At 63.8% G+C, this 18,583-nt stretch carries 17 protein-coding genes, 1 tRNA gene, 1 other RNA gene and 1 pseudogene; 5 read left to right on the plus strand and 15 right to left on the minus strand.

What is annotated here, in order from left to right:
• Positions 1 to 22: 22 nt before the first annotated feature.
• Complete coding sequence (locus tag VSX77_RS16210) at positions 23 to 937, plus strand: RcnB family protein (RefSeq protein WP_338425632.1); 915 nt, start codon at positions 23 to 25, stop codon at positions 935 to 937.
• 62 nt (positions 938 to 999) lie between these two features.
• Here the strand turns inward: VSX77_RS16210 and VSX77_RS16215 are convergent, their stop codons facing one another.
• Positions 1,000 to 1,404: a ribose-phosphate pyrophosphokinase gene (locus tag VSX77_RS16215; RefSeq protein WP_338425633.1), complete on the minus strand. Its 405-nt coding sequence runs from the start codon at positions 1,402 to 1,404 to the stop codon at positions 1,000 to 1,002.
• A complete protein-coding gene (locus VSX77_RS16220) occupies positions 1,380 to 2,816 on the minus strand; it encodes a DUF1295 domain-containing protein (protein ID WP_338425634.1) in 1,437 nt (478 codons plus the stop codon). Before VSX77_RS16220 ends, VSX77_RS16215 begins: the two co-directional genes overlap by 25 nt.
• Positions 2,817 to 2,939: 123 nt before the next feature.
• Between VSX77_RS16220 and VSX77_RS16225 the strand changes: the two genes are divergently transcribed.
• Positions 2,940 to 4,352, plus strand: coding sequence for a M20/M25/M40 family metallo-hydrolase (locus VSX77_RS16225; RefSeq protein ID WP_338425635.1), 1,413 nt, complete (start codon positions 2,940 to 2,942; stop codon positions 4,350 to 4,352).
• Between the two features lie 114 nt (positions 4,353 to 4,466).
• Here the strand turns inward: VSX77_RS16225 and VSX77_RS16230 are convergent, their stop codons facing one another.
• The 12 genes and pseudogenes from VSX77_RS16230 to VSX77_RS16285 all read right to left on the minus strand — a co-directional run bounded on the left by VSX77_RS16230 (position 4,467) and on the right by VSX77_RS16285 (position 15,594).
• A complete protein-coding gene (locus VSX77_RS16230) occupies positions 4,467 to 5,282 on the minus strand; it encodes a ferredoxin--NADP reductase (RefSeq protein WP_338425636.1) in 816 nt (271 codons plus the stop codon).
• 618 nt (positions 5,283 to 5,900) lie between these two features.
• A complete protein-coding gene (locus tag VSX77_RS16235; protein WP_338425637.1) occupies positions 5,901 to 7,205 on the minus strand; it encodes a sensor histidine kinase in 1,305 nt (434 codons plus the stop codon).
• 184 nt (positions 7,206 to 7,389) lie between these two features.
• Entirely contained in the window at positions 7,390 to 8,055 is a 666-nt protein-coding gene (locus tag VSX77_RS16240; protein WP_011541111.1) for a response regulator transcription factor, read from the minus strand.
• Between the two features lie 115 nt (positions 8,056 to 8,170).
• The gene (locus tag VSX77_RS16245; RefSeq protein WP_338425638.1) at positions 8,171 to 8,479 is read right to left on the minus strand and encodes a hypothetical protein; all 309 of its coding nucleotides are present in this window, start codon (positions 8,477 to 8,479) and stop codon (positions 8,171 to 8,173) included.
• Between the two features lie 95 nt (positions 8,480 to 8,574).
• Positions 8,575 to 8,649: transfer RNA gene (locus VSX77_RS16250), tRNA-Val, on the minus strand.
• 163 nt (positions 8,650 to 8,812) lie between these two features.
• Entirely contained in the window at positions 8,813 to 9,085 is a 273-nt protein-coding gene (locus VSX77_RS16255) for an HU family DNA-binding protein (protein WP_037510426.1), read from the minus strand.
• A gap of 168 nt (positions 9,086 to 9,253) precedes the next feature.
• Positions 9,254 to 11,650, minus strand: a complete 2,397-nt coding sequence (lon, locus tag VSX77_RS16260) for an endopeptidase La (protein ID WP_338425639.1) — start codon at positions 11,648 to 11,650, stop codon at positions 9,254 to 9,256.
• Between the two features lie 102 nt (positions 11,651 to 11,752).
• The gene (locus VSX77_RS16265; RefSeq protein WP_338425640.1) at positions 11,753 to 12,088 is read right to left on the minus strand and encodes a YbaB/EbfC family nucleoid-associated protein; all 336 of its coding nucleotides are present in this window, start codon (positions 12,086 to 12,088) and stop codon (positions 11,753 to 11,755) included.
• On the minus strand, positions 12,085 to 13,776 hold the full coding sequence (locus VSX77_RS16270; protein WP_422397255.1) for a DNA polymerase III subunit gamma/tau: 1,692 nt from the start codon (positions 13,774 to 13,776) through the stop codon (positions 12,085 to 12,087). The genes VSX77_RS16265 and VSX77_RS16270 overlap by 4 nt, the downstream gene beginning before the upstream one ends.
• A gap of 43 nt (positions 13,777 to 13,819) precedes the next feature.
• An RNA gene (gene ffs, locus VSX77_RS16275) (signal recognition particle sRNA small type) lies at positions 13,820 to 13,917 on the minus strand.
• Positions 13,918 to 14,168: 251 nt separating this feature from the next.
• The gene (locus tag VSX77_RS16280) at positions 14,169 to 14,507 is read right to left on the minus strand and encodes a 2Fe-2S iron-sulfur cluster-binding protein (protein WP_338425641.1); all 339 of its coding nucleotides are present in this window, start codon (positions 14,505 to 14,507) and stop codon (positions 14,169 to 14,171) included.
• Positions 14,504 to 15,594 (minus strand): annotated as a pseudogene (locus tag VSX77_RS16285) (cysteine desulfurase family protein). Before VSX77_RS16285 ends, VSX77_RS16280 begins: the two are co-directional and overlap by 4 nt.
• Positions 15,595 to 15,780: 186 nt before the next feature.
• Between VSX77_RS16285 and VSX77_RS16290 the strand changes: the two are divergent.
• Positions 15,781 to 16,437 carry an alpha/beta hydrolase gene (locus tag VSX77_RS16290; RefSeq protein ID WP_054588059.1) on the plus strand — a complete coding sequence of 219 codons (657 nt, stop codon included), beginning with the start codon at positions 15,781 to 15,783 and terminating at the stop codon, positions 16,435 to 16,437.
• Between the two features lie 106 nt (positions 16,438 to 16,543).
• Here VSX77_RS16290 and VSX77_RS16295 read toward each other — a convergent pair whose 3' ends face one another.
• On the minus strand, positions 16,544 to 16,708 hold the full coding sequence (locus VSX77_RS16295; protein WP_338425642.1) for a hypothetical protein: 165 nt from the start codon (positions 16,706 to 16,708) through the stop codon (positions 16,544 to 16,546).
• 112 nt (positions 16,709 to 16,820) lie between these two features.
• Here VSX77_RS16295 and rpiB point away from each other — a divergent pair, with 112 nt between their 5' ends.
• Positions 16,821 to 17,273 (plus strand): ribose 5-phosphate isomerase B, encoded by a 453-nt coding sequence (gene rpiB / locus VSX77_RS16300; protein ID WP_338425643.1) that lies wholly within the window; start codon positions 16,821 to 16,823, stop codon positions 17,271 to 17,273.
• The gene (gene glyA, locus VSX77_RS16305) at positions 17,270 to 18,577 is read left to right on the plus strand and encodes a serine hydroxymethyltransferase (RefSeq protein ID WP_338425644.1); all 1,308 of its coding nucleotides are present in this window, start codon (positions 17,270 to 17,272) and stop codon (positions 18,575 to 18,577) included. The genes rpiB and glyA overlap by 4 nt, the downstream gene beginning before the upstream one ends.
• Positions 18,578 to 18,583 lie beyond the last annotated feature (6 nt).

Genomic DNA, 18,583 nt, shown 5'->3' on the forward strand with positions numbered 1-18,583 from the left:
ACAAGAGGTGGAGAATGGTCACATGAAAAAGATGTTTGGAGGGTTGCTGATCGCTGCGACGATCCTGACCCCGATCGCCCCCGCCGCCGCGCAGGCGACGGGCGAGCGGGTGCAGATCGCGCAGCGTGGCGACCGAGGCGACCGTGGCCCGCGCGGTCCGGAGGCGCGCGGCGGCGACCGTAGCAACGAAGCCCGCCCGCAGCGCCAGCAGCGAAGCGAAATGCGCGCCGAGCGCCGCAACGATCAGCCGCGCCGTGCGGACCGCCCGCAGCGCGGCAATGATCAGCAGCGCCAGCAGTGGCAACAGCAGCGCGCTGCGCAACAGCAACGCCAGACCCAACAGCAGGTCCAGCGCCAGCGCGGCGGCACCTATGATCGCAACCGCGACGGTCGCACCGACCGCCAGTGGGACCGCAACCGCGATGGCCAGGTCGATCGCCAGTGGGATCGCAACAATAACAACCGTGTCGACCGGCGCTATGACCGCAATCGCAATGGTGACCTCGATCGCCGCTGGGATCGTAACAACAACGACCGCGTCGATCGCCGTTACGACCAAAACCGCAACGGCTATGTCGATCGCCGCTATCGCGATGGGCGCCACGACCGTTACGACCGCAACCAGAGCCGCTGGAACCGCGACTGGCGCAGTGATCGCCGCTACGACTGGCGAAACTACCGCGAGCGGAACCGCAGCTATTACCGGATGCCGCGCTACTACAACCCCTATCGCGGCTACAATTACACGCGGTTCAGCATCGGATTTACGCTCGGTTCGCTGTTTTACAGCCAGCGTTACTGGATCAATAACCCGAGCTATTACCGTCTTCCGCCCGCTTATGGGGGGTACCGCTGGGTCCGCTATTATGACGATGCGCTGCTCGTCGATACCTATAGCGGCGAGGTGGTCGACGTCATCTACGATTTTTTCTGGTAATATTCCTTTCGGTTACCGGAATGACAAACTGGGGCCGGTCCGCCGGCCCCTTTTTTTGCCGTTCAGCGGCTCTTCCAATAATCGAACACCGCCTGCTGCTGTTCGCGGATGAATCGCGCCGCGGCCGCGCCTTCCCACGGCCCGTCATAACCGAGCAGCAGCGCCGTGCCGCCGACCCACCACCCCTGCCCCGGCAGCCGGTCGCTTTCGCGCACCACCAGCACGGCAAGGTCAGGCTCGCCGTCCATCGCGCAGAGCCTGTCGACTTCGGCCAGCGTCTTGCACACGGCGCGCATCTTTGGCCGCGTAAAGCGGAATCCCAGATCGCCAAGCAGTTCGGAATAGCTCACGCTGCGCCCCGCGCGCGCCGCGTCGGTCAGGATCGCGCGGATACGCGGTGCATCGCCCAGCGCGCCTGCGTCGGCGGCGGTGGCTGCACCGCCTAGGCCTTCGTCTTTGGCGGCCATGGCAGAAATCCCGACGTGCGCTCGACATAGGCGGCATAGTCGGGCCGCGTCTTGTGCAGCCCCTTTTCGAGCAGCGCCTTGCCCGACCATTTGGTGAGGGTGAAGGTCAGGAAGACGGGACCAATTACGCTCGCCAACGCCGGCTGCCAGCCGATGTCGAGTACGACGATCCAGATGCCCCACCAGGTCAGCGCGTCGCCGAAATAATTGGGATGACGCGTATAGCGCCACAGCCCCGTGTCGAGCACCCGGCCCTTGTTCGCGGGATTCTGGCGAAAGGCGTGAAGCTGCGCATCGCCGATACTCTCGAACGCGATTCCCGCCAGTGCCGCCGCTGCGCCGAGCCAGCCGAGGATACCCACGCCCCCGCCCGCGCTCGCCCAGATGCCGAGTTGCGCGGGCAGGCAGGTGATGAACAGCAGCGGCGCCTGCGTCAGGAACACGGTGAGCAGCGCGGTCTTGCCCCAACTCCAGCGCCGCGCCTCCATCGTTGTCGCGAGTATCTTGCGATAACGCGGATCTTCGCCCTCGCGCACCCAGCGGAGCGCGAGGTGGATCGCCAGCCGCAGCCCCCAGAGCGACGTCAGGCCGAGCAGCAGTTTCGCATGTACGCCGTCGATCCCTGCCTGCCACGCCATCCCCCAAGCGAGCAGCACCATGCCGCACCCCAGAAGGCGTCGATGAAGGACACATCGCGGATCGTCATCGCAAACGCCCACAGCAGCAGGATTACCGCCAGAAGCCCGGCAAAATTGACCGCCAGAAGCCAAAGCGCGTGGCTCATGCCGCCCGTTTCCTTTTTCGTCGACCCCGACGATGTCGTGGATCGAGCGCACCGCACGCTCGGGAATTTTGGGAATACAGCTTTTATAAACCTCGAACACCTTTTGCATGTCGGCGCGAAAATCGCCCGTCGGCCAGATCAGCGGCCCCAGGCCGCCCGTCTTTGTGCCATAATCCATCAGCCCGACGACCAGGGGCACCTTGGCGCCCAGCGCGATCTGATAAAATCCGGTACGCCATTTCGCCGTTTTGCCGCGCGTCCCCTCGGGCGCGACAGTCAGCATAAATTCCCTGCGCCGCGCAAACTCATCGATCATCTGCGTGACGACATCACCGCCGCCACGCCGGTCGACCGGTACCCCGCCCATCTGGCGGATAAAGCCGCCGATCGGCCAGCGGAACAGCGACAGCTTCGCCATGAAATAGGGTCGGACTTTCAGGTCCGCGGTCAGCCCCAGGAAATTGACAAAATCCCAATTGCTCGTGTGCGGCGCGGCGATGATGATGAAGCGCCGCGGTTCGGGCACGGCCCCGACCGCCTTCCATCCGCGCATCCGGTAAAGCAGCAGCAACAGGCGGCGCACACCGCGCGCCACCAGCCCCGGCGGATTGTCGTCGATCCTTGTCACGCCGGCTCCTCTCCCCAGCCGAATTGCGCGAAAGCCGCGCACAGCGCAAGAGTGCGCGCATCGCGGCTTGCTCTCCCCGCCGGTTTCTGCTCCCTTTGGCGGTACCAAACGGGGGGAAATCGCATGAAGTCACTATCCGCGCTGCTGTTGTCCGCCACGCTGTTCGCCGCGCCGGCGATCGCCGCCGAGGCGCAGCCACGCGCCGATCAGCTCGCCTTCCGCGAAATCTACAAGGAGCTGGTCGAAACCAACACGACGCTTTCGGCGGGCAGCTGCACGCTGGCCGCCGAACGCATGGCCGCGCGGCTGAAAGCGGCGGGCTTTGCGGATAGCCAGCTCACGCTTTTTGCGACTCCGGAAAAACCGAAGGAAGGCGGCCTCGTCGCCGTCTATCCGGGCACATCCAGGACCGCAAAGCCGATCCTGCTCGTCGCGCACATCGACGTCGTCGAGGCGAAGCGCGAGGATTGGGAGCGCGACCCGTTCATAATGGTTGAGGAAAACGGCTATTTCTATGGCCGCGGCACCGCCGACGACAAGGCGCAGGCGGCGGTATGGGTCGATACGTTGATCCGCTTTCAGCAAGAAGGCTATAAGCCGAAGCGCACCGTGAAGATGGCACTGACGTGCGGCGAGGAAACGAACGGCGCGTTCAACGGCGTCGAATGGCTCGCCGCGAACCGGCGCGACCTGATCGACGCCGAATTCGCGCTGAACGAAGGCGGCGGTGGCGACAGCGACGGCAAAGGCAAGGTGCTCGGCCAATCGGTGCAGGTCGGCGAAAAGACCTTCGCCAATTTCCGTTTAGAAACGCGCAATCCCGGCGGTCACAGCTCGGCGCCGGTGCCCGATAATGCGATTTACCAGCTCGCTGCCGCGCTGATGAAAATCCAGAGCCATCAATTCCCGGTCGAGATGACCGACACGACGCGCCGCTTCTTTGCCGAGGCGGGCCCGGTGCGCGGCGACGAAACCGGCAAGGCGATGGTCGCGCTCGCCAAAAACCCCGCCGACAAGGCGGCCGAGGCGATCGTCAACAAGGACCCGTTCCTGCACAGCAATTTGCGCACGACCTGCGTCGCGACGCTGCTCGACGGCGGTCACGCCCCGAACGCGCTGCCGCAGCGCGCGGGCGCGAACATCAATTGCCGCATCTTTCCGGGTCATAGCATCGAATCGATCAGGGACGAACTTGCGAAGATCATCGGCGATCCCGGCGTCACCATCACCCAGCTGCCGCCCAAGCGTCCCGCGCCGCCGGCGCCACCGCTCGACCCGAAGATCATCGGACCGATGCAGACGCTCGTCGACAAATATTGGCCGGGGCTGAAGGTGATTCCGTCGATGGCGAACGGATATACCGACGCGACATTCCTCGGCGCGGTCGGCATCCCGACCTACGGCATTCCCGGCATGTGGGGCGACCCCGACGGCAACGGCGCGCACGGCGTCAACGAACGGATGGAGGTGCGCTCCGTTTATGTTGGACGCGACTATATGTTCGATCTGGTGAAGGCTTACGCCGACAAGCCTTGAATATCGTAGGTCATTGCGAGCGTAGCGAAGCAATCTCCCGCCATCGGTATGGCGCAAGGTTGTTCGCTGGAGATTGCGGCGTCGCTTCGCTCCTCGCAATGACGACTGCAAACCCTAACCCACGAACGCGCGCTCGATCACAAAATCGCCTGGCGCCGCGTTCGATCCTTCCTCGAAACCCAGCGCCTCGAACCGCACTTCGAGGTCGCGGATCATCGCCATGCTGCCGCACATCATGACGCGGTCGGTCGCCGGATCGAAATGCGCGGGGCCGGTCAGCGGATGGCCGAACAGCCGCCCGCCGTCGATCAGGGCATCGATACGCCCCGCGGTGCGGAACGGCTCGCGCGTCACCGTCGGCAGATAGTGGAATTGCAGCAGCGCCTGATCCTGCACCAGCGGGTCGCCCGCAAGCTGGCTTTCCAGCGCGTCGCGGAACGCGAGATCATTGACCTGTCGGACGCAATGGACAAGCTGGATCTGACTGAACCGCTCGTAAATGTCGGGATCGCGCACCAGGCTCAGGAAAGGCGCAAGCCCTGTGCCCGTCGACAGCAGGAACAGGCGTTGCCCCGGCAACAGCGCGTCGGCGACCAGCGTCCCCGTCGGTTTGCGCCCAAGGTAAACCGGATCGCCCGGCTGGATTTTCTGAAGCCGCGAGGTCAACGGCCCATCGGGCACCTTGATCGACAGAAATTCCAGCTCATCCGCATAAGCAGGACTCGCGATCGAATAAGCGCGCAGCAGCGGCCGTCCCTCGCCCGGCAGCCCGATCATCACAAACTCGCCCGACCGGAAGCGGAAACTCGGCGGCCGCGTGATCGTGAAGCTGAACAGATGGTCGTTCCAGTGGCGCACCGAACGCACCTCCTCGACGGTCAACGAGGCGGAGGGGGCCAGCTTGGCGGCGGCGGCAATACGGTCACTCATTCTCTTCGGCTTTCCTGATATGTCATCGCGCGCACCGACCAGATCGGCGCCGCAAACCTCTGCGATCTCCCGAAGCGGAATCGCGGGCCCCAGTCCAAGCAGAATTGCTTGCGTCCCTTAAATCCCCAGCCACGGCGAATCTTCACCATTTGCTCAGATCAAATCTATATCATATTGAGACGCATTTGCAATAATAGTCTAAATGCGGGATTGCGGACTCGTTCCGCCCTCGGACTCCTTTTCGTCAACTACGATAGATTGTCGGCTAACGGCCGATAGTAGCGTTACCGCCTCCCCCAAACCCATTCGCATCGAGCGAAGTCGAGATGCCCCATCGGGCGGGGCGTAGCGTCGATGGGTGTCTCGACTTCGCTCGACACGAACGGAAAACGGGGATGGTCCGCTCCCCACTCCAAGGCAGACATTTAGAAAAAAACGCTGTCCTACATGACCCCGCTGTGCCAGCCTTCATCCCACCTCTTTCAAGATATGGAAAAAAAATGGGTCGTTCCCGCCCCTACGCGGGCGCAGAAGCGCGGCGCGGCATGTACCGGGGGAATGCAGATCGGCAATCAAACAGGGCTGACTTTTCCTGACCTTTGACTTGAGCCCGCAGCCCTACCCTGCTGGCAACCGCAACCTTACCAGCACTCCTCCCAAATCCTCGCTCTCTTCGAGCGCGATGCTGCCGCCATAGATTTCGGCCACATCGCGGACGATCGCGAGGCCGAGGCCGGTCCCCGGCTTGCCGCTGTCGAGCCGCACGCCGCGATCAAAAATGCGCGTACGATCCTCGGGTGAAATACCCGCCCCGTCATCCTCGACAATGATTTCCGCCATATTGCCGTCGCGGCCGATCGTGACGAAGACGCTGCCTCCACCATATTTTGCGGCATTTTCGAGGAGATTGCCGACCAGCTCGTCCAGATCCTGCCGCTCGACTTTCGCAACCACCGTCCGGTCGCCCGCGGCATCGAGCCGCGCGTCGGGATAGAGCGCGGCAACCGCGCGCAACACGCTCTGCACGCTGTCCCACACCACCGCGCGCGCCTGCGCCGCGCCGCGCCGCCCGACAGCGCGCGCGCGCGCAAGATGATGATCGACCTGCCGCTGCATCGTCGCTGCCTCGCGCCGCACCGTGTTCGCCAGTTCTGAATCCGAACTGGTCGCGCTGTTGACCAGCACGGTCAGCGGAGTTTTGAGCGCGTGCGCGAGATTGCCCGCGTGGAGCCGCGCCTCCTCCGCCTGTTTCTCGTTATGCGCGAGCAGCGCGTTGAGCTCATCGACCATCGGCTGCACTTCCAGCGGCAGCGGCGCATCGACGCGGCGGTTCTGCCCGCCGCGCATCGCCGCGATCGCGCGCCGGATGTCGCGCAGCGGCCAAAGGCCGTAAAAAGTCTGGAGCGCAGCCATGATGATGAGACCGAGGCCCAGCAGCGCGAGACTGGGGATCAGGGTCCGGCGCACGGCGCCCACCTGCACGTCCAGCGCCTCGCGCGACTGCGCAATCTGGTAGCGCCAACTGGTCCGGCTCCCCGGCAGGATCACGTTGCGTTCAAGGACGCGCAACTCTTCGTCGGGAAACTGATTGCTGTCATAGGTATGAATCTGATCGTCAATGTGCGGCGTCGGCGCCTTCAGCGTGCGCTCCCAGAGCGATCGCGAACGATAGGGTTCCTGCTCACCGCCGCTGATCTGCCAATACAGGCCGCTATAGGGTTCCAGAAAACGCTGATCGCCAAGCGGTTCGATCAGCCGCACCTCGCCGTCGGGGCCGATCTCCGACGAGCGGATCATCGCGATCAGCACATATTCAAGGCTCGAATCGAAATTGCGCGTGATCGCGCTCGTCAGCACGCGGTCGAGCGCAAAACCGCCGCCGATCAGCAGCACCGAAATCCACAGCGCGGCGATGGCGATCATACGCCGCGCAAGCGAGCCGGTGATGCGGCCGCGAGGCGCTGGATTCGACGGGGCGGCCGAGCTCTCCAACCTTTTTGTATCCGTCATCCCGGCGAAGGCCGGGATCTCACCCTGTCGTCACCCCGCACCGGCGGGATCCCGGCCTCCGCCGGGATAACGACAAGGAAACAGCGACGGCGCATGGTCAGCCTTGCGGATCGTCGAGCTGATAACCAAGACCGCGGATCGTGGTGATGATGTCGGCGCCCAGCTTTTTGCGGATGCGCGTCACGAACACCTCGATCGTGTTCGAATCGCGATCGAAATCCTGGTCGTAAATATGTTCGATCAGCTCGGTGCGCGACACGACCTTGCCCTTGTGATGGAGCAGGTATGACAGGAGCTTATATTCCTGCGCGGTCAGCTTCACCGGCTCGCCGGCGAGCGTAACGCGTCCCGAGCGCGTATCGAGGCGGACGTCGCCCGCGGTCAGCTCGCTCGACGCATTGCCCGACGCGCGGCGGATCAGCGCGCGCAGGCGCGCAATCAATTCCTCGGTCTGGAACGGCTTGGCCAGATAATCGTCGGCGCCCGCGTCGAGCCCCGCCACCTTGTCCGACCAACTGTCGCGCGCCGTCAGCACGAGCACAGGAAAATTGCGCTTTTCGCGCCGCCAGCGATCGAGCACGGTCAGCCCGTCGATTTCGGGCAGGCCGAGGTCAAGGATCGCGGCGTCATAGGTTTCGGTCGAGCCGAGGAAATGCCCGTCCTCGCCATCGGTCGCAAGGTCGACCGCATAACCCGCTCCCTCCAGCGTCGCTTTGAGCTGCGGACCCAGCGTGGGTTCGTCTTCGACAATCAAAATCCGCATTCAGGCGCCTTTCCTTTGCGCGCCGACGGTATCGGCCGCATGTTTCGACTATGTATCAAGTCCGGACGCCCATCGCAAAAAATGGTTGCGGGACGCGCTCGCCTTGCCTGCGATGTCAGGGGTTGCGGCCGACGATCCGGCCGGTGCGCGCATCGACATAGACGACGACGACCTGGCTGCCGTCCATGAATTTGAGCTTGTAGATCATCCGCTCCGCATCGAACTGCGGCCCGCCGAGATAGGTCATCCCGCTATAGGGCGGGCGCGAACGGACATCGGCGATCAGCTTGCCCAGCGGCACCACCTGACCCTCGGCCGCGGCCTGGCGCAGATGATTCTGGTCGCGGTCGCCACGCGCAGCCGTCGGCACGGCCGCCGAAAGCAGCAGCGCGGAGCAAAGCGAAAAGGTCAGCGTGCGGATCATGGCCGTTCCCTACCGCGATAGCATTGAATAGCCGATGAATGGCCGCGTCAGCCGCGGTTCGGGTTTCGGGACCGGTTGCCATGGCAGCGAGGCCATGGTGGGCGCGACAGGGATTGAACCTGTGACCCCACCCGTGTGAAGGGTGTGCTCTACCGCTGAGCTACGCGCCCGTCCCGGTGCGAACCTAGGTCCGCCGTCCGAAAGCCGGACGTCCAATAGCCGCTGATGCAGCGAATGCAACGCCCATTTCTCCGAAAACCCGGCCATCCATGCAAAACGGGCCGCAGCTTGCGCCACGGCCCGAGATGTTCGTATCAAAAGGCGCGGGCCAACTTAGTTGACGGCGTCCTTAAGGGCCTTGCCGGCCTTGAACTTCGGCTGGTTCGACGCCGCGATGGTCATCGTTTCGCCAGTGCGCGGGTTGCGACCGGTCGACGCCTTGCGCTTGCTGACGGCAAAGGTGCCGAAGCCAACGAGACGGACTTCGCCGCCCTTCTTGAGCGAGCCCGTGATCGCGTCGAAGACGGCTTCCACGGCCTTGCTGGCATCACCCTTGGTCAGGCCGCTCGAATCGGCGACGGCGGCGATCAGGTCTTGTTTGTTCATGCCTAAGGAACCCCTGCATTATGGTTGAATGATTCTCATGGCCCGAAGCCATGGCGCGCCACTAACGATGTTTGACCCCGGCTTGTCAAAGCAAAAAAGGGAGAAAATCGCCCCAAAACGCCGATTTTGCGACGAACTTGGGGCGAATGGTCGTCCATTCGCGACGAGTCAGTGGCGAATCGCCGTTTCGTGATCGCCGCCGGTGCCGATCGGCGGCGAGGCGGCGAGTTCGTCAGCCTCGGTCCATTCGATCGGCTCGACCGGCGAAACCAGCGCCTCGGCAAGCACTTGGTCGACATGACTGACCGGAATGATCTTCAGCTTGCCGGTGATGTTCGACGGGATTTCGACCAGGTCCTTTTCATTCTCTTCGGGAATGAAAACCGTAGTGATCCCGCCGCGCAGCGCCGCGAGCAGCTTCTCCTTGAGGCCCCCGATCGCGAGCACGCGGCCGCGCAGCGTGACTTCGCCGGTCATCGCGACATCCTTGCGCACCGCAATACCCGTCAGCGTCGACACCATCGCCGTGACCATGCCGACACCCGCCGACGGGCCATCCTTCGGAACTGCGCCTTCGGGCAGGTGGATGTGAATGTCCTTGCGCGCGAACAGGCTGGGCTTGATGCCGTAGGCCGGCGCGCGCGCCTTCACGAACGACAGCGCGGCCTGCACCGACTCGGTCATCACCTCGCCGAGCTTGCCGGTCGTCCTGACCTGACCCTTGCCCGACGCGGTCACCGCCTCGATCGTCAGCAATTCACCGCCGACCTCGGTCCAGGCAAGGCCGGTAACCGCGCCGACCTGATCCTCACGATCCGACACACCGTGGCGGAATTTCCGGACACCGGAAAATTCGGCCAGATTTTCGGGCGTGATGATCACACTTTCCGCCTGGCCCTCGAGGATCTTGCGCAGCGCCTTGCGCGCCAGACGCGCAATCTCGCGCTCGAGCGTGCGGACGCCGGCCTCACGCGTATAATAGCGGATGAGGTCGCGCAAACCGTCTTCGGTCAGCTCGAACTCGCCGTCCTTCAGGCCATGCGCCTCGACCTGCTTGGCGATCAGGTGACGCTTGGCGATCTCGACCTTCTCATCCTCGGTATAGCCCTCGAGCCGGATGATCTCCATGCGGTCGAGCAACGGCTGCGGAAGGTTGAGCGAGTTCGCCGTCGTCACGAACATGATGTCTGAAAGATCGACGTCGATCTCCAGATAATGGTCCTGGAACTTCGCATTCTGTTCGGGATCGAGCACCTCAAGCAGCGCCGACGCCGGATCGCCGCGGAAATCCTGGCCCAGCTTGTCGATCTCGTCGAGCAGGAACAACGGGTTCATCGCGCCGGCCTTTTTCAGGTTCGTCACGATTTTGCCAGGCAGCGAGCCGATATAAGTGCGGCGATGGCCGCGAATTTCGGCCTCGTCGCGCACGCCGCCGAGCGACTGGCGCACGAACTCGCGTCCCGTCGCCTTGGCGATGCTGCGGCCGAGCGACGTCTTCCCGACGCCCGGAGGGCCGACGAGGCACAGGATCGGGCCTTTGAGCTTGTTGGTGCGCGCCTGGACGGCGAGATATTCGACGATCCGGTCCTTGACCTTTTCCAGCGCATAATGGTCGTCGTCGAGGACGGCCTGCGCCTTCGCAATATCCTTCTTCAGCTTCGATTTCTTGCCCCACGGCAGGCCGATGAGCGTGTCGAGATAGTTGCGCACAACCGTTGCCTCGGCCGACATAGGAGCCATCGCGCGCAGCTTTTTCAGCTCGGCATTCGCCTTAGCCTTGGCTTCCTTCGACATTTTGAGGCTGTCGATCTTGAGCTGCAGTTCGGCCAGGTCGTCGCCGCCTTCGCCATTGTCGTTGCCGAGCTCGCGCTGAATCGCTTTCAGCTGTTCATTGAGGTAATATTCGCGCTGGCTCTTTTCCATCTGGCGCTTCACGCGGCCGCGGATCTTCTTTTCGACCTGCAATACGCCGAGTTCGCCCTCCATGAAAGCGAACACCATTTCGAGACGCTTCGACGGAGCATCCTCGACGAGCAGCGCCTGCTTTTCGGCGACCTTGATGTTGAGATTGCCCGCGACCGAGTCGGCGAGGCGCGAGGCGTCGTCGATCTGCGACAGCTGCACCGCGGTTTCGGCGGGCATCTTCTTGTTAAGCTTGGCGTAGCTTTCGAACTGATCGACGACTGATCGCATCAGCGCGGCGGTATCGACACTGTCGTCGACCGTATCGGCGATCGGCTTGACGCTCGCCATCACCGCCTTGTCTTCATCGGTGAGCGCCAAAAGCTTCGCCCGCTCCTTGCCTTCGACAAGCACGCGCACCGTACCGTCGGGCAGCTTCAGCAGCTGAAGCACTGTCGCAATCACACCGACGTCATACAGGTCATCGCGCTGCGGATCGTCCTCGCCGGGATCGAGTTGCGCGACGAGAAAAATTTCCTTGCCCGCTTCCATCGCCGCTTCAAGCGCGGCAACCGAACGGTCACGTCCGACGAACAGCGGCACGATCATATGCGGGAAAACGACAATGTCGCGCAGCGGCAAAAGGGGATAGGATTGCGTCATTACGGCTCCTGAACGCGCGCCGCGACCGGCGCACCGTCCTTCTTATAGGGTGGTCAACGCTAATATGGCGTAACTTGCGCTGCGTTCAATGGTGCCGCCTTTTCAAAACGGCAGCTTAAAGCCCGGTGGCAACGGCAAGCCGCTCGTCATTTTGCCCATTTCTTCGTTGCTTGCCGCGTCGGCCTTTTCGCGCGCGTCGTTGAAGGCGGCGGCGAGCAGATCTTCGAGCATCTGCTTGTCGGCGGGGACGATCAGGCTGTCGTCGATGTGAATCGCTTTGATCCGGCCCTTGGCCGTCGCCTTGATCTTCACAAGACCGCCGCCCGATACGCCTTCTACCTCGACGCTGTCGAGCTTCGCCTGCGCCTCCTGCATCTGCGCCTGCACGGTGGCGGCGGCTTCCTGCGCCGCCTTCATCATTTCTTCGATCGATTTCATGGATTGGACCTATGCTGATTGTTATCGCTCTCGACAAGCCGCGCGTCGGGAAAAGCCGCCAGGGCGGCCTTCACAACGGGCAGTTCGCGAATACGTGCGTCATTGTCGGCGAGCTTCGCCGCCTTCATCTGCCCGAGGCTCGGCCGTCCCTCGCCGGTGCCCTCGTGCACTTGCCACCGGCTGCCGGTCTGGCTGAACAGCGCCTCGCCAAGCCGCCGCGCGAAATCGCCGTCGAGTTCGGGAACTGACGCATAGACAAGCCGTCCCGGCTCGAGCTCCAAAAGCCTGACATCATCATAAACCTGCCGCGCAAGCTGATGGTGTCCGCTGCTTTCGAGCAGCTGATGAATTTGTGCGATATTAAGTGCGCCCGCCTGAGGTTCGGCCGCCGGCGCCGGGTCCAGCGCGGCAGTCCCCTGCTCCGTCACCGGCGCCGCGATCGGCATCGCCGGCACCCCGCCGGTTTCGAACAACTTTGCCAGTTCGCCGGGATCGGGGAGCGACGCGGCATAGATGACGCGCAGCAGCAGCATTTCGAGATGCTCGAGCGGATTATTCGCGCGGAGCACCTCGTCATGGCCCTTCAGCAGCAATTGCCACAGGCGATTGAGCGGCGCGAACCCAAGCTTTTGCGCCCAATCGCCGATGCGTTCGCGATCGGCTTCGGCGAGGGCGGGATCGTCATGGCGTGACACTTTCGCGAGCGTGATGGCATGGGTCAGATCCATCAGCCCGCGCACCATCGCGACGGGCTCGAACCCCAACGCATATTGTGCCCGCGCAAGGTCGATGGCGCCGCCGCTGTTGCCTTCAAGGATCGCCGCCATCAGTGCGGCAATCGACGTGCGGTCGGACAGCCCCAACATCGCCCGCACCTGATCGGCGCCGATTTTGCCGCCGCCGTCGAGGTCTGCGTGCGCGATCGCTTGATCGAGAATCGACAGGCCGTCGCGCACCGACCCTTCGGCGGCGTTGGCAATCAGCCAGATTGCGGGCGCCTCGGCCTCTACCCCTTCCTTCTGCAAAATTGCGCTGAAATGCGCGAACAGCATGTCGGGAGTGATGCGGCGAAGGTCGAAGCGCTGGCAGCGCGACAGCACCGTCACCGGAACCTTGTTGACTTCGGTGGTCGCGAACAGGAATTTGACGTGCGGCGGCGGCTCTTCGAGCGTTTTCAACAGCGCATTGAAGGCGTTACGCGACAACATATGCACTTCGTCGATGATGTAGATTTTGTAGCGCGCCGAGACTGCGGCATAGCGTACGGCCTCAATAATCTCGCGGACATCGTCAACACCGGTGTTCGACGCAGCGTCCATCTCGATCACGTCGATATGGCGGCCCTCGGTGATCGCGCGGCACGGCTCGCACACCCCGCACGGGTCGATCGTCGGCCCACCCTGCCCGTCGGGGCCGATGCAATTCAGCGCCTTGGCGATCAGGCGCGCGGTCGATGTCTTGCCGACCCCGCGCACCCCGGTCATCAGAAAGGCGTGGGCCAGCCGGTCGCGCGCGATGGCATTGCCCAGCGTCTTCACCATCGCGTCCTGCCCGATCAGCTCGGCAAAAGTCTGGGGGCGATATTTGCGCGCCAGGACGCGGTACGGGCCGGAGGACGCCGCCGGTGTGGGCGCCTCGGGCAGGTCCATGCCCAGCATCGGGGGTTCGTCGTCGGCGGAATCGCTCATGGCCCCGTCTTAGGGGGCGGCGCCGGTCTTGTCGAAGGGGGAAATGGGTGGGAGCCGGAACGACCCGCAGCGAATTCGTTGCGGCTGCTTCCTTCCGGACCTGACCGGGTTGGCGAAGACTGCGTCCGCCCGACTCCCGGGGCGCATATGGCGGGGACGCACGCGAAATGCAAGGTCGGCGCCGTATAGCACAGTTATCTCGGCTTTGGGGTGGTGAGCTGCCGCTAAATCCTCCCTGTGGCGAAGCCATGGGGAGGGGGACCGCTCGCGCAGCGAGTGGTGGAGGGGCCGCGACGGCAGCGCCAAAGCCCCTCCGTCAGCGCTTCGCGCTGCCACCTCCCCATCGCTGCGCGACAGGGAGGATTTTATTGTCCGCTTTCGGCCGGAACCAGTCAGCGCGGCCCCTGCATGTTCCGGCTCTCCGCCGGGATATGCACCGTCAGACCGTCCAAGGCCTCGGTCAGCACGATCTGGCACGACAGACGGCTCGTGCGCCGCACCCCCGCGGCGAGGTCGAGCATATCCTCTTCCTCCTCACTCGCCGGCGGCAGACGATCGAAATCTTCTTTCGCGACGATGACATGGCAGGTCGAGCATGCCATTTGCCCCTCGCATGTTCCCTCCAGCGGCATCAGATGCGCCTGCGCGACGTCGAGCAATATGTCACCGGGCTGCGCCTCCGCCTCGATGCGCCCCTTGCCGTCGGCGTGGATAAAGGTGACACGCATCAATTGACCCCTTGCAACCGCGCTGCGGCTTTGATCGCGTTCAAACCATCGCGCAATTCCTGTTCGCTGGTATAGCGCCCCCAGCCGAGGCGATCGACGCGCGCGCATCAGCTTCATTCACGCCCATCGCGCGTAGCACATGGCTGACCTTGCCCGACCCGCTGCCGCACGCACTGCCGAGCGAAAAAGCGACGTCGCGGGCGTCGGACATCAAGCGGAGGCCGTTCACGCCGTCGCGGCGAATATTGAGATTGCCGTGATAGCGGCGCTCCGCATCACCGTTGAGCGTCCATTCGCGAAGCATCTCCATCGCCAGCGACCACAGCCGCTCGACATGTGCCACATCCTGATCGAACCGCTCGGCCGCGAGCGCCGCCGCGGCGCCCAACCCGGCGCATAATGCGGGCGATACGGTGCCCGACCGCATCCCCTGTTCCTGTGCGCCGCCGAACATCAGCGGCGGCAGATCGATGCCGTCCCTGATCCACAACGCGCCGATGCCCTTGGGCCCATGGATCTTGTGCGCCGACAGCGCAATGAGGTCCGCGCTGTCGGGGATGGGAACGCGGCCATAGCCCTGCACCGCATCGCAGAGCAGCAGGCTATTCTTCGCATGAACAGCGGCGGCGAAGTCGGCGACCGGCTGGATCGTCCCCACTTCGTTGTTCACGAGCATCACGGCGACGATGCCGTTTTCAGGGATCAGAGCCGGGTCAGGCGATCGGGCCAGTCCCGCGCCATCGACCGGCAGGACCGTAGCATTGAGACGTTCAAGGCATTGCAACGAAGCCGCATGTTCAATGCTAAGCCCCGCCACGCCGCCGGGCATCAGTTCCGCGCCGCGCAACAATGCCCAGTTGAGCGCCTCGGTCGCGCCCGAGGTGAAAAAGACGCGCCCGCCCTTTGGCAGCAGCGCCGCAACCTGATCGCGGGCGACCTCGACCGCCGCCGCGGCGGCACGACCCGCCTTGTGCGTGCTCGACGGGTTCGCAAAGCCGTCCCCTCCCCCCGGTCCTTCGAGCCAGCGCAGCATCGCCTCGCGCGCCTCGGGAGCGAGCGGCGTCGTCGCTTGGTAATCAAGGTAGATCATGGCGGGCTTGGCCGTCCTCAAATCCCGTTCGGGTTAAACGGAAAACAAAGAAAATAGCGCCTTATTGCGAACAATTCGCAAAAGTTGCAAGTCGAGACCGGTTTTCTATATAGGCACCAATCCCGCTCCGCCACCCCGCCCCTCGGCGAATCACTGGCAAGCCCAAGACATATAGAAGGTGCGCCCATGCCCGACGTCATTTTTCCCGGCCCCGAGGGCCGCATCGAAGGGCGATTCTCGCCTCCTCCGCGGCCGCGTGCGCCGGTTGCGCTGATCCTGCACCCGCATCCGCAGGGCGGCGGCACGATGAACGACCGCATCACGCAGGCGATGTACAAGAGCTTCGTCGCGCGCGGTTTCGCGGTGCTGCGCTTCAACTTCCGCGGCGTCGGCCGCAGCCAGGGCACGTTCGACAACGGGATCGGCGAACTCTCCGATGCCGCCTCGGCGCTCGACTGGGTGCAGTCGATCCACCCCGAAGCGCAGACGACATGGATCGCAGGCTTCAGCTTCGGCGCGTGGATCGGGATGCAGCTTTTGATGCGCCGCCCCGAAATCCGCGGCTTCCTGTCGGTCGCGCCGCCGGCGAACATGTATGATTTCAGCTTCCTCGCCCCCTGCCCCTCGTCGGGAATTATCGTCGCGGGCGGGCAGGACGAGATCGTGCCGCCGGGCGCGGTGCAGAAGCTGGTCGACAAGCTGCGCACCCAAAAGGGCATCACGATCCATCACGACGAGATCCCGCGCGCGAACCACTTTTTCGAGCATGAGCTCGATCAGCTGATGAAATCGCTCGATAACTATCTGGATATGCGCCTCGCGCCCGATTCGCCGATTCGGTGACATCACCGTCATTGCGAGCGAAGCGAAGCAATCTCCAGCTATCGGCTGACATGGACGCACGCTGGAGATTGCCGCGTCGCCTTCGGCTCCTCGCAATGACGAAATGCTATGTCACCGGCGCCAGCCACACCGCGACATTGGCGAACATGACCAGCGCGGCGATCAGCATCAGCAACGCGCGGCGGCGATCGCCCTTGCGAAACACATAGGCCGCGCCGCCGGTCAGCACGACGCCGGTGAGCATCAGGATCGAAATGATCGTATCGGACATGACGCGGCTTTATCGGCGCCGTCACAAATTTGCCACCTCGCTTATGGTCAATCCGCGCGGCTTGGCCTAAAGCGCGCTCATCGATTCCCTTATGCCCCGCGGGAGCCGCACCATGCGCATCGCCATCGCCTCCGACCATGCCGCTTACGACCTGAAAGCCGTGCTCGCCGACTGGCTGCGCGACAAAGGGTATGAGGTCGAGGATCTGGGCACCAACGGCCCCGACAGCGTCGATTATCCCGATTATGGCTATCGGCTGGGTGGCGCGATCGCCGATGGCCGCGCCGACCGCGGCGTTGCGCTGTGCGGATCAGGCATCGGCATCTCGATCGCGGTCAACCGCAACCCGGCGGCGCGCTGTGCCCTCGTGTCCGAACCCTTATCGGCGAAGCTGGCGCGCGAGCACAATAATGCGAATGTCATCGCTATGGGCGCGCGCCTGACCGGTATCGACATGGCGAAAGCCTGCCTCGATGCCTTCCTTACCACCGACTTCGCCGGCGATCGTCACGCGCGCCGCGTCGACAAACTTTCCAATCCGCCCCAACTGGAGACCAGCCGATGACCATAGAAACGCTCGACAAGCCCATCAAATCGGCCGGCTATTTCACCGACGGTGTCGGCACCGCCGACCCCGCAGTCGCGGCAGCGATGAAGCATGAGCTGGAACGCGAACAATATCAGATCGAACTGATCGCGTCGGAAAATATCGTTTCAAAGGCGGTCCTCGAAGCGCAGGGCAGCGTCTTCACCAACAAATATGCCGAGGGCTATCCGGGCCGCCGCTATTATCAGGGCTGCGCACCGTCGGACGAGGTCGAACAGCTCGCGATCGACCGCGCCAAACAGCTGTTCGATTGCGGTTACACGAACGTCCAGCCGCACTCGGGCGCGCAGGCGAATGGCGCCGTGATGCTGGCGCTGACCAAGCCCGGCGCGACGATCCTCGGCATGAGCCTCGACGCCGGTGGGCACCTGACCCACGGTGCCCCGCCCGCGATGTCGGGCAAATGGTTCAATGCCGTCCAGTACGGCGTGCGCGCCGACGATCATCTCGTCGATTTCGATCAGGTCGAGGCGCTGGCGAAGGAACATCGCCCTTCGCTCATCATCGCGGGCGGTTCGGCCTATCCGCGCACGCTTGATTTTGCACGCTTTCGCGCGATCGCCGATGACGTTGGCGCGCTGCTGATGGTCGATATGGCGCATTTCGCCGGGCTGGTCGCCGGCGGCGTTCATCCCTCGCCGCTCCCGCACGCGCATGTCGTCACCACGACGACGCACAAGACGCTGCGCGGCCCGCGCGGCGGCATGATCCTGACCAATGACGAAGCAATCGCCAAGCGCATCAATTCGGCGGTCTTTCCGGGGCTGCAGGGCGGCCCTTTGATGCACGTCATTGCCGCGAAGGCCGTGGCGTTCGGCGAAGCGCTGCGCCCCGATTTCAAGGATTATGCGAAAGCGACCGTCGCCAACGCACAGGCATTGGCAGCGCGCCTCAAGGCGCGTGGCGCCGATCTCGTTGCGGGCGGCACCGACACGCATCTCGCGCTGATCGACCTCCGCCCGCTCGGCATCACCGGCCGCGACGCCGACGAGGCGCTCGAGCGGAGCGCGATCACCTGCAACAAGAACGGGGTGCCCTTCGACCCGCTGCCACCGGTCAAGACCAGCGGCATCCGCGTGGGATCGCCCGCGGGGACGACGCGCGGTTTCAGCATCGCCGAATTTGAGGAGATCGGCGACATGGTGGCCGACGTGCTCGAGGCACTCCGCGACAAGGGCGAGCATGGCGACGCCGATGTCGAGGCCGACGTTCGTGGCCGCGTCCGTGCCTTGTGCGAACGCTTCCCCATCTATCAAGGTTAAGGGGCA

It is taken from the genome of Sphingopyxis sp. TUF1 (genome assembly GCF_036687315.1).
Classification (GTDB): domain Bacteria; phylum Pseudomonadota; class Alphaproteobacteria; order Sphingomonadales; family Sphingomonadaceae; genus Sphingopyxis; species Sphingopyxis kveilinensis.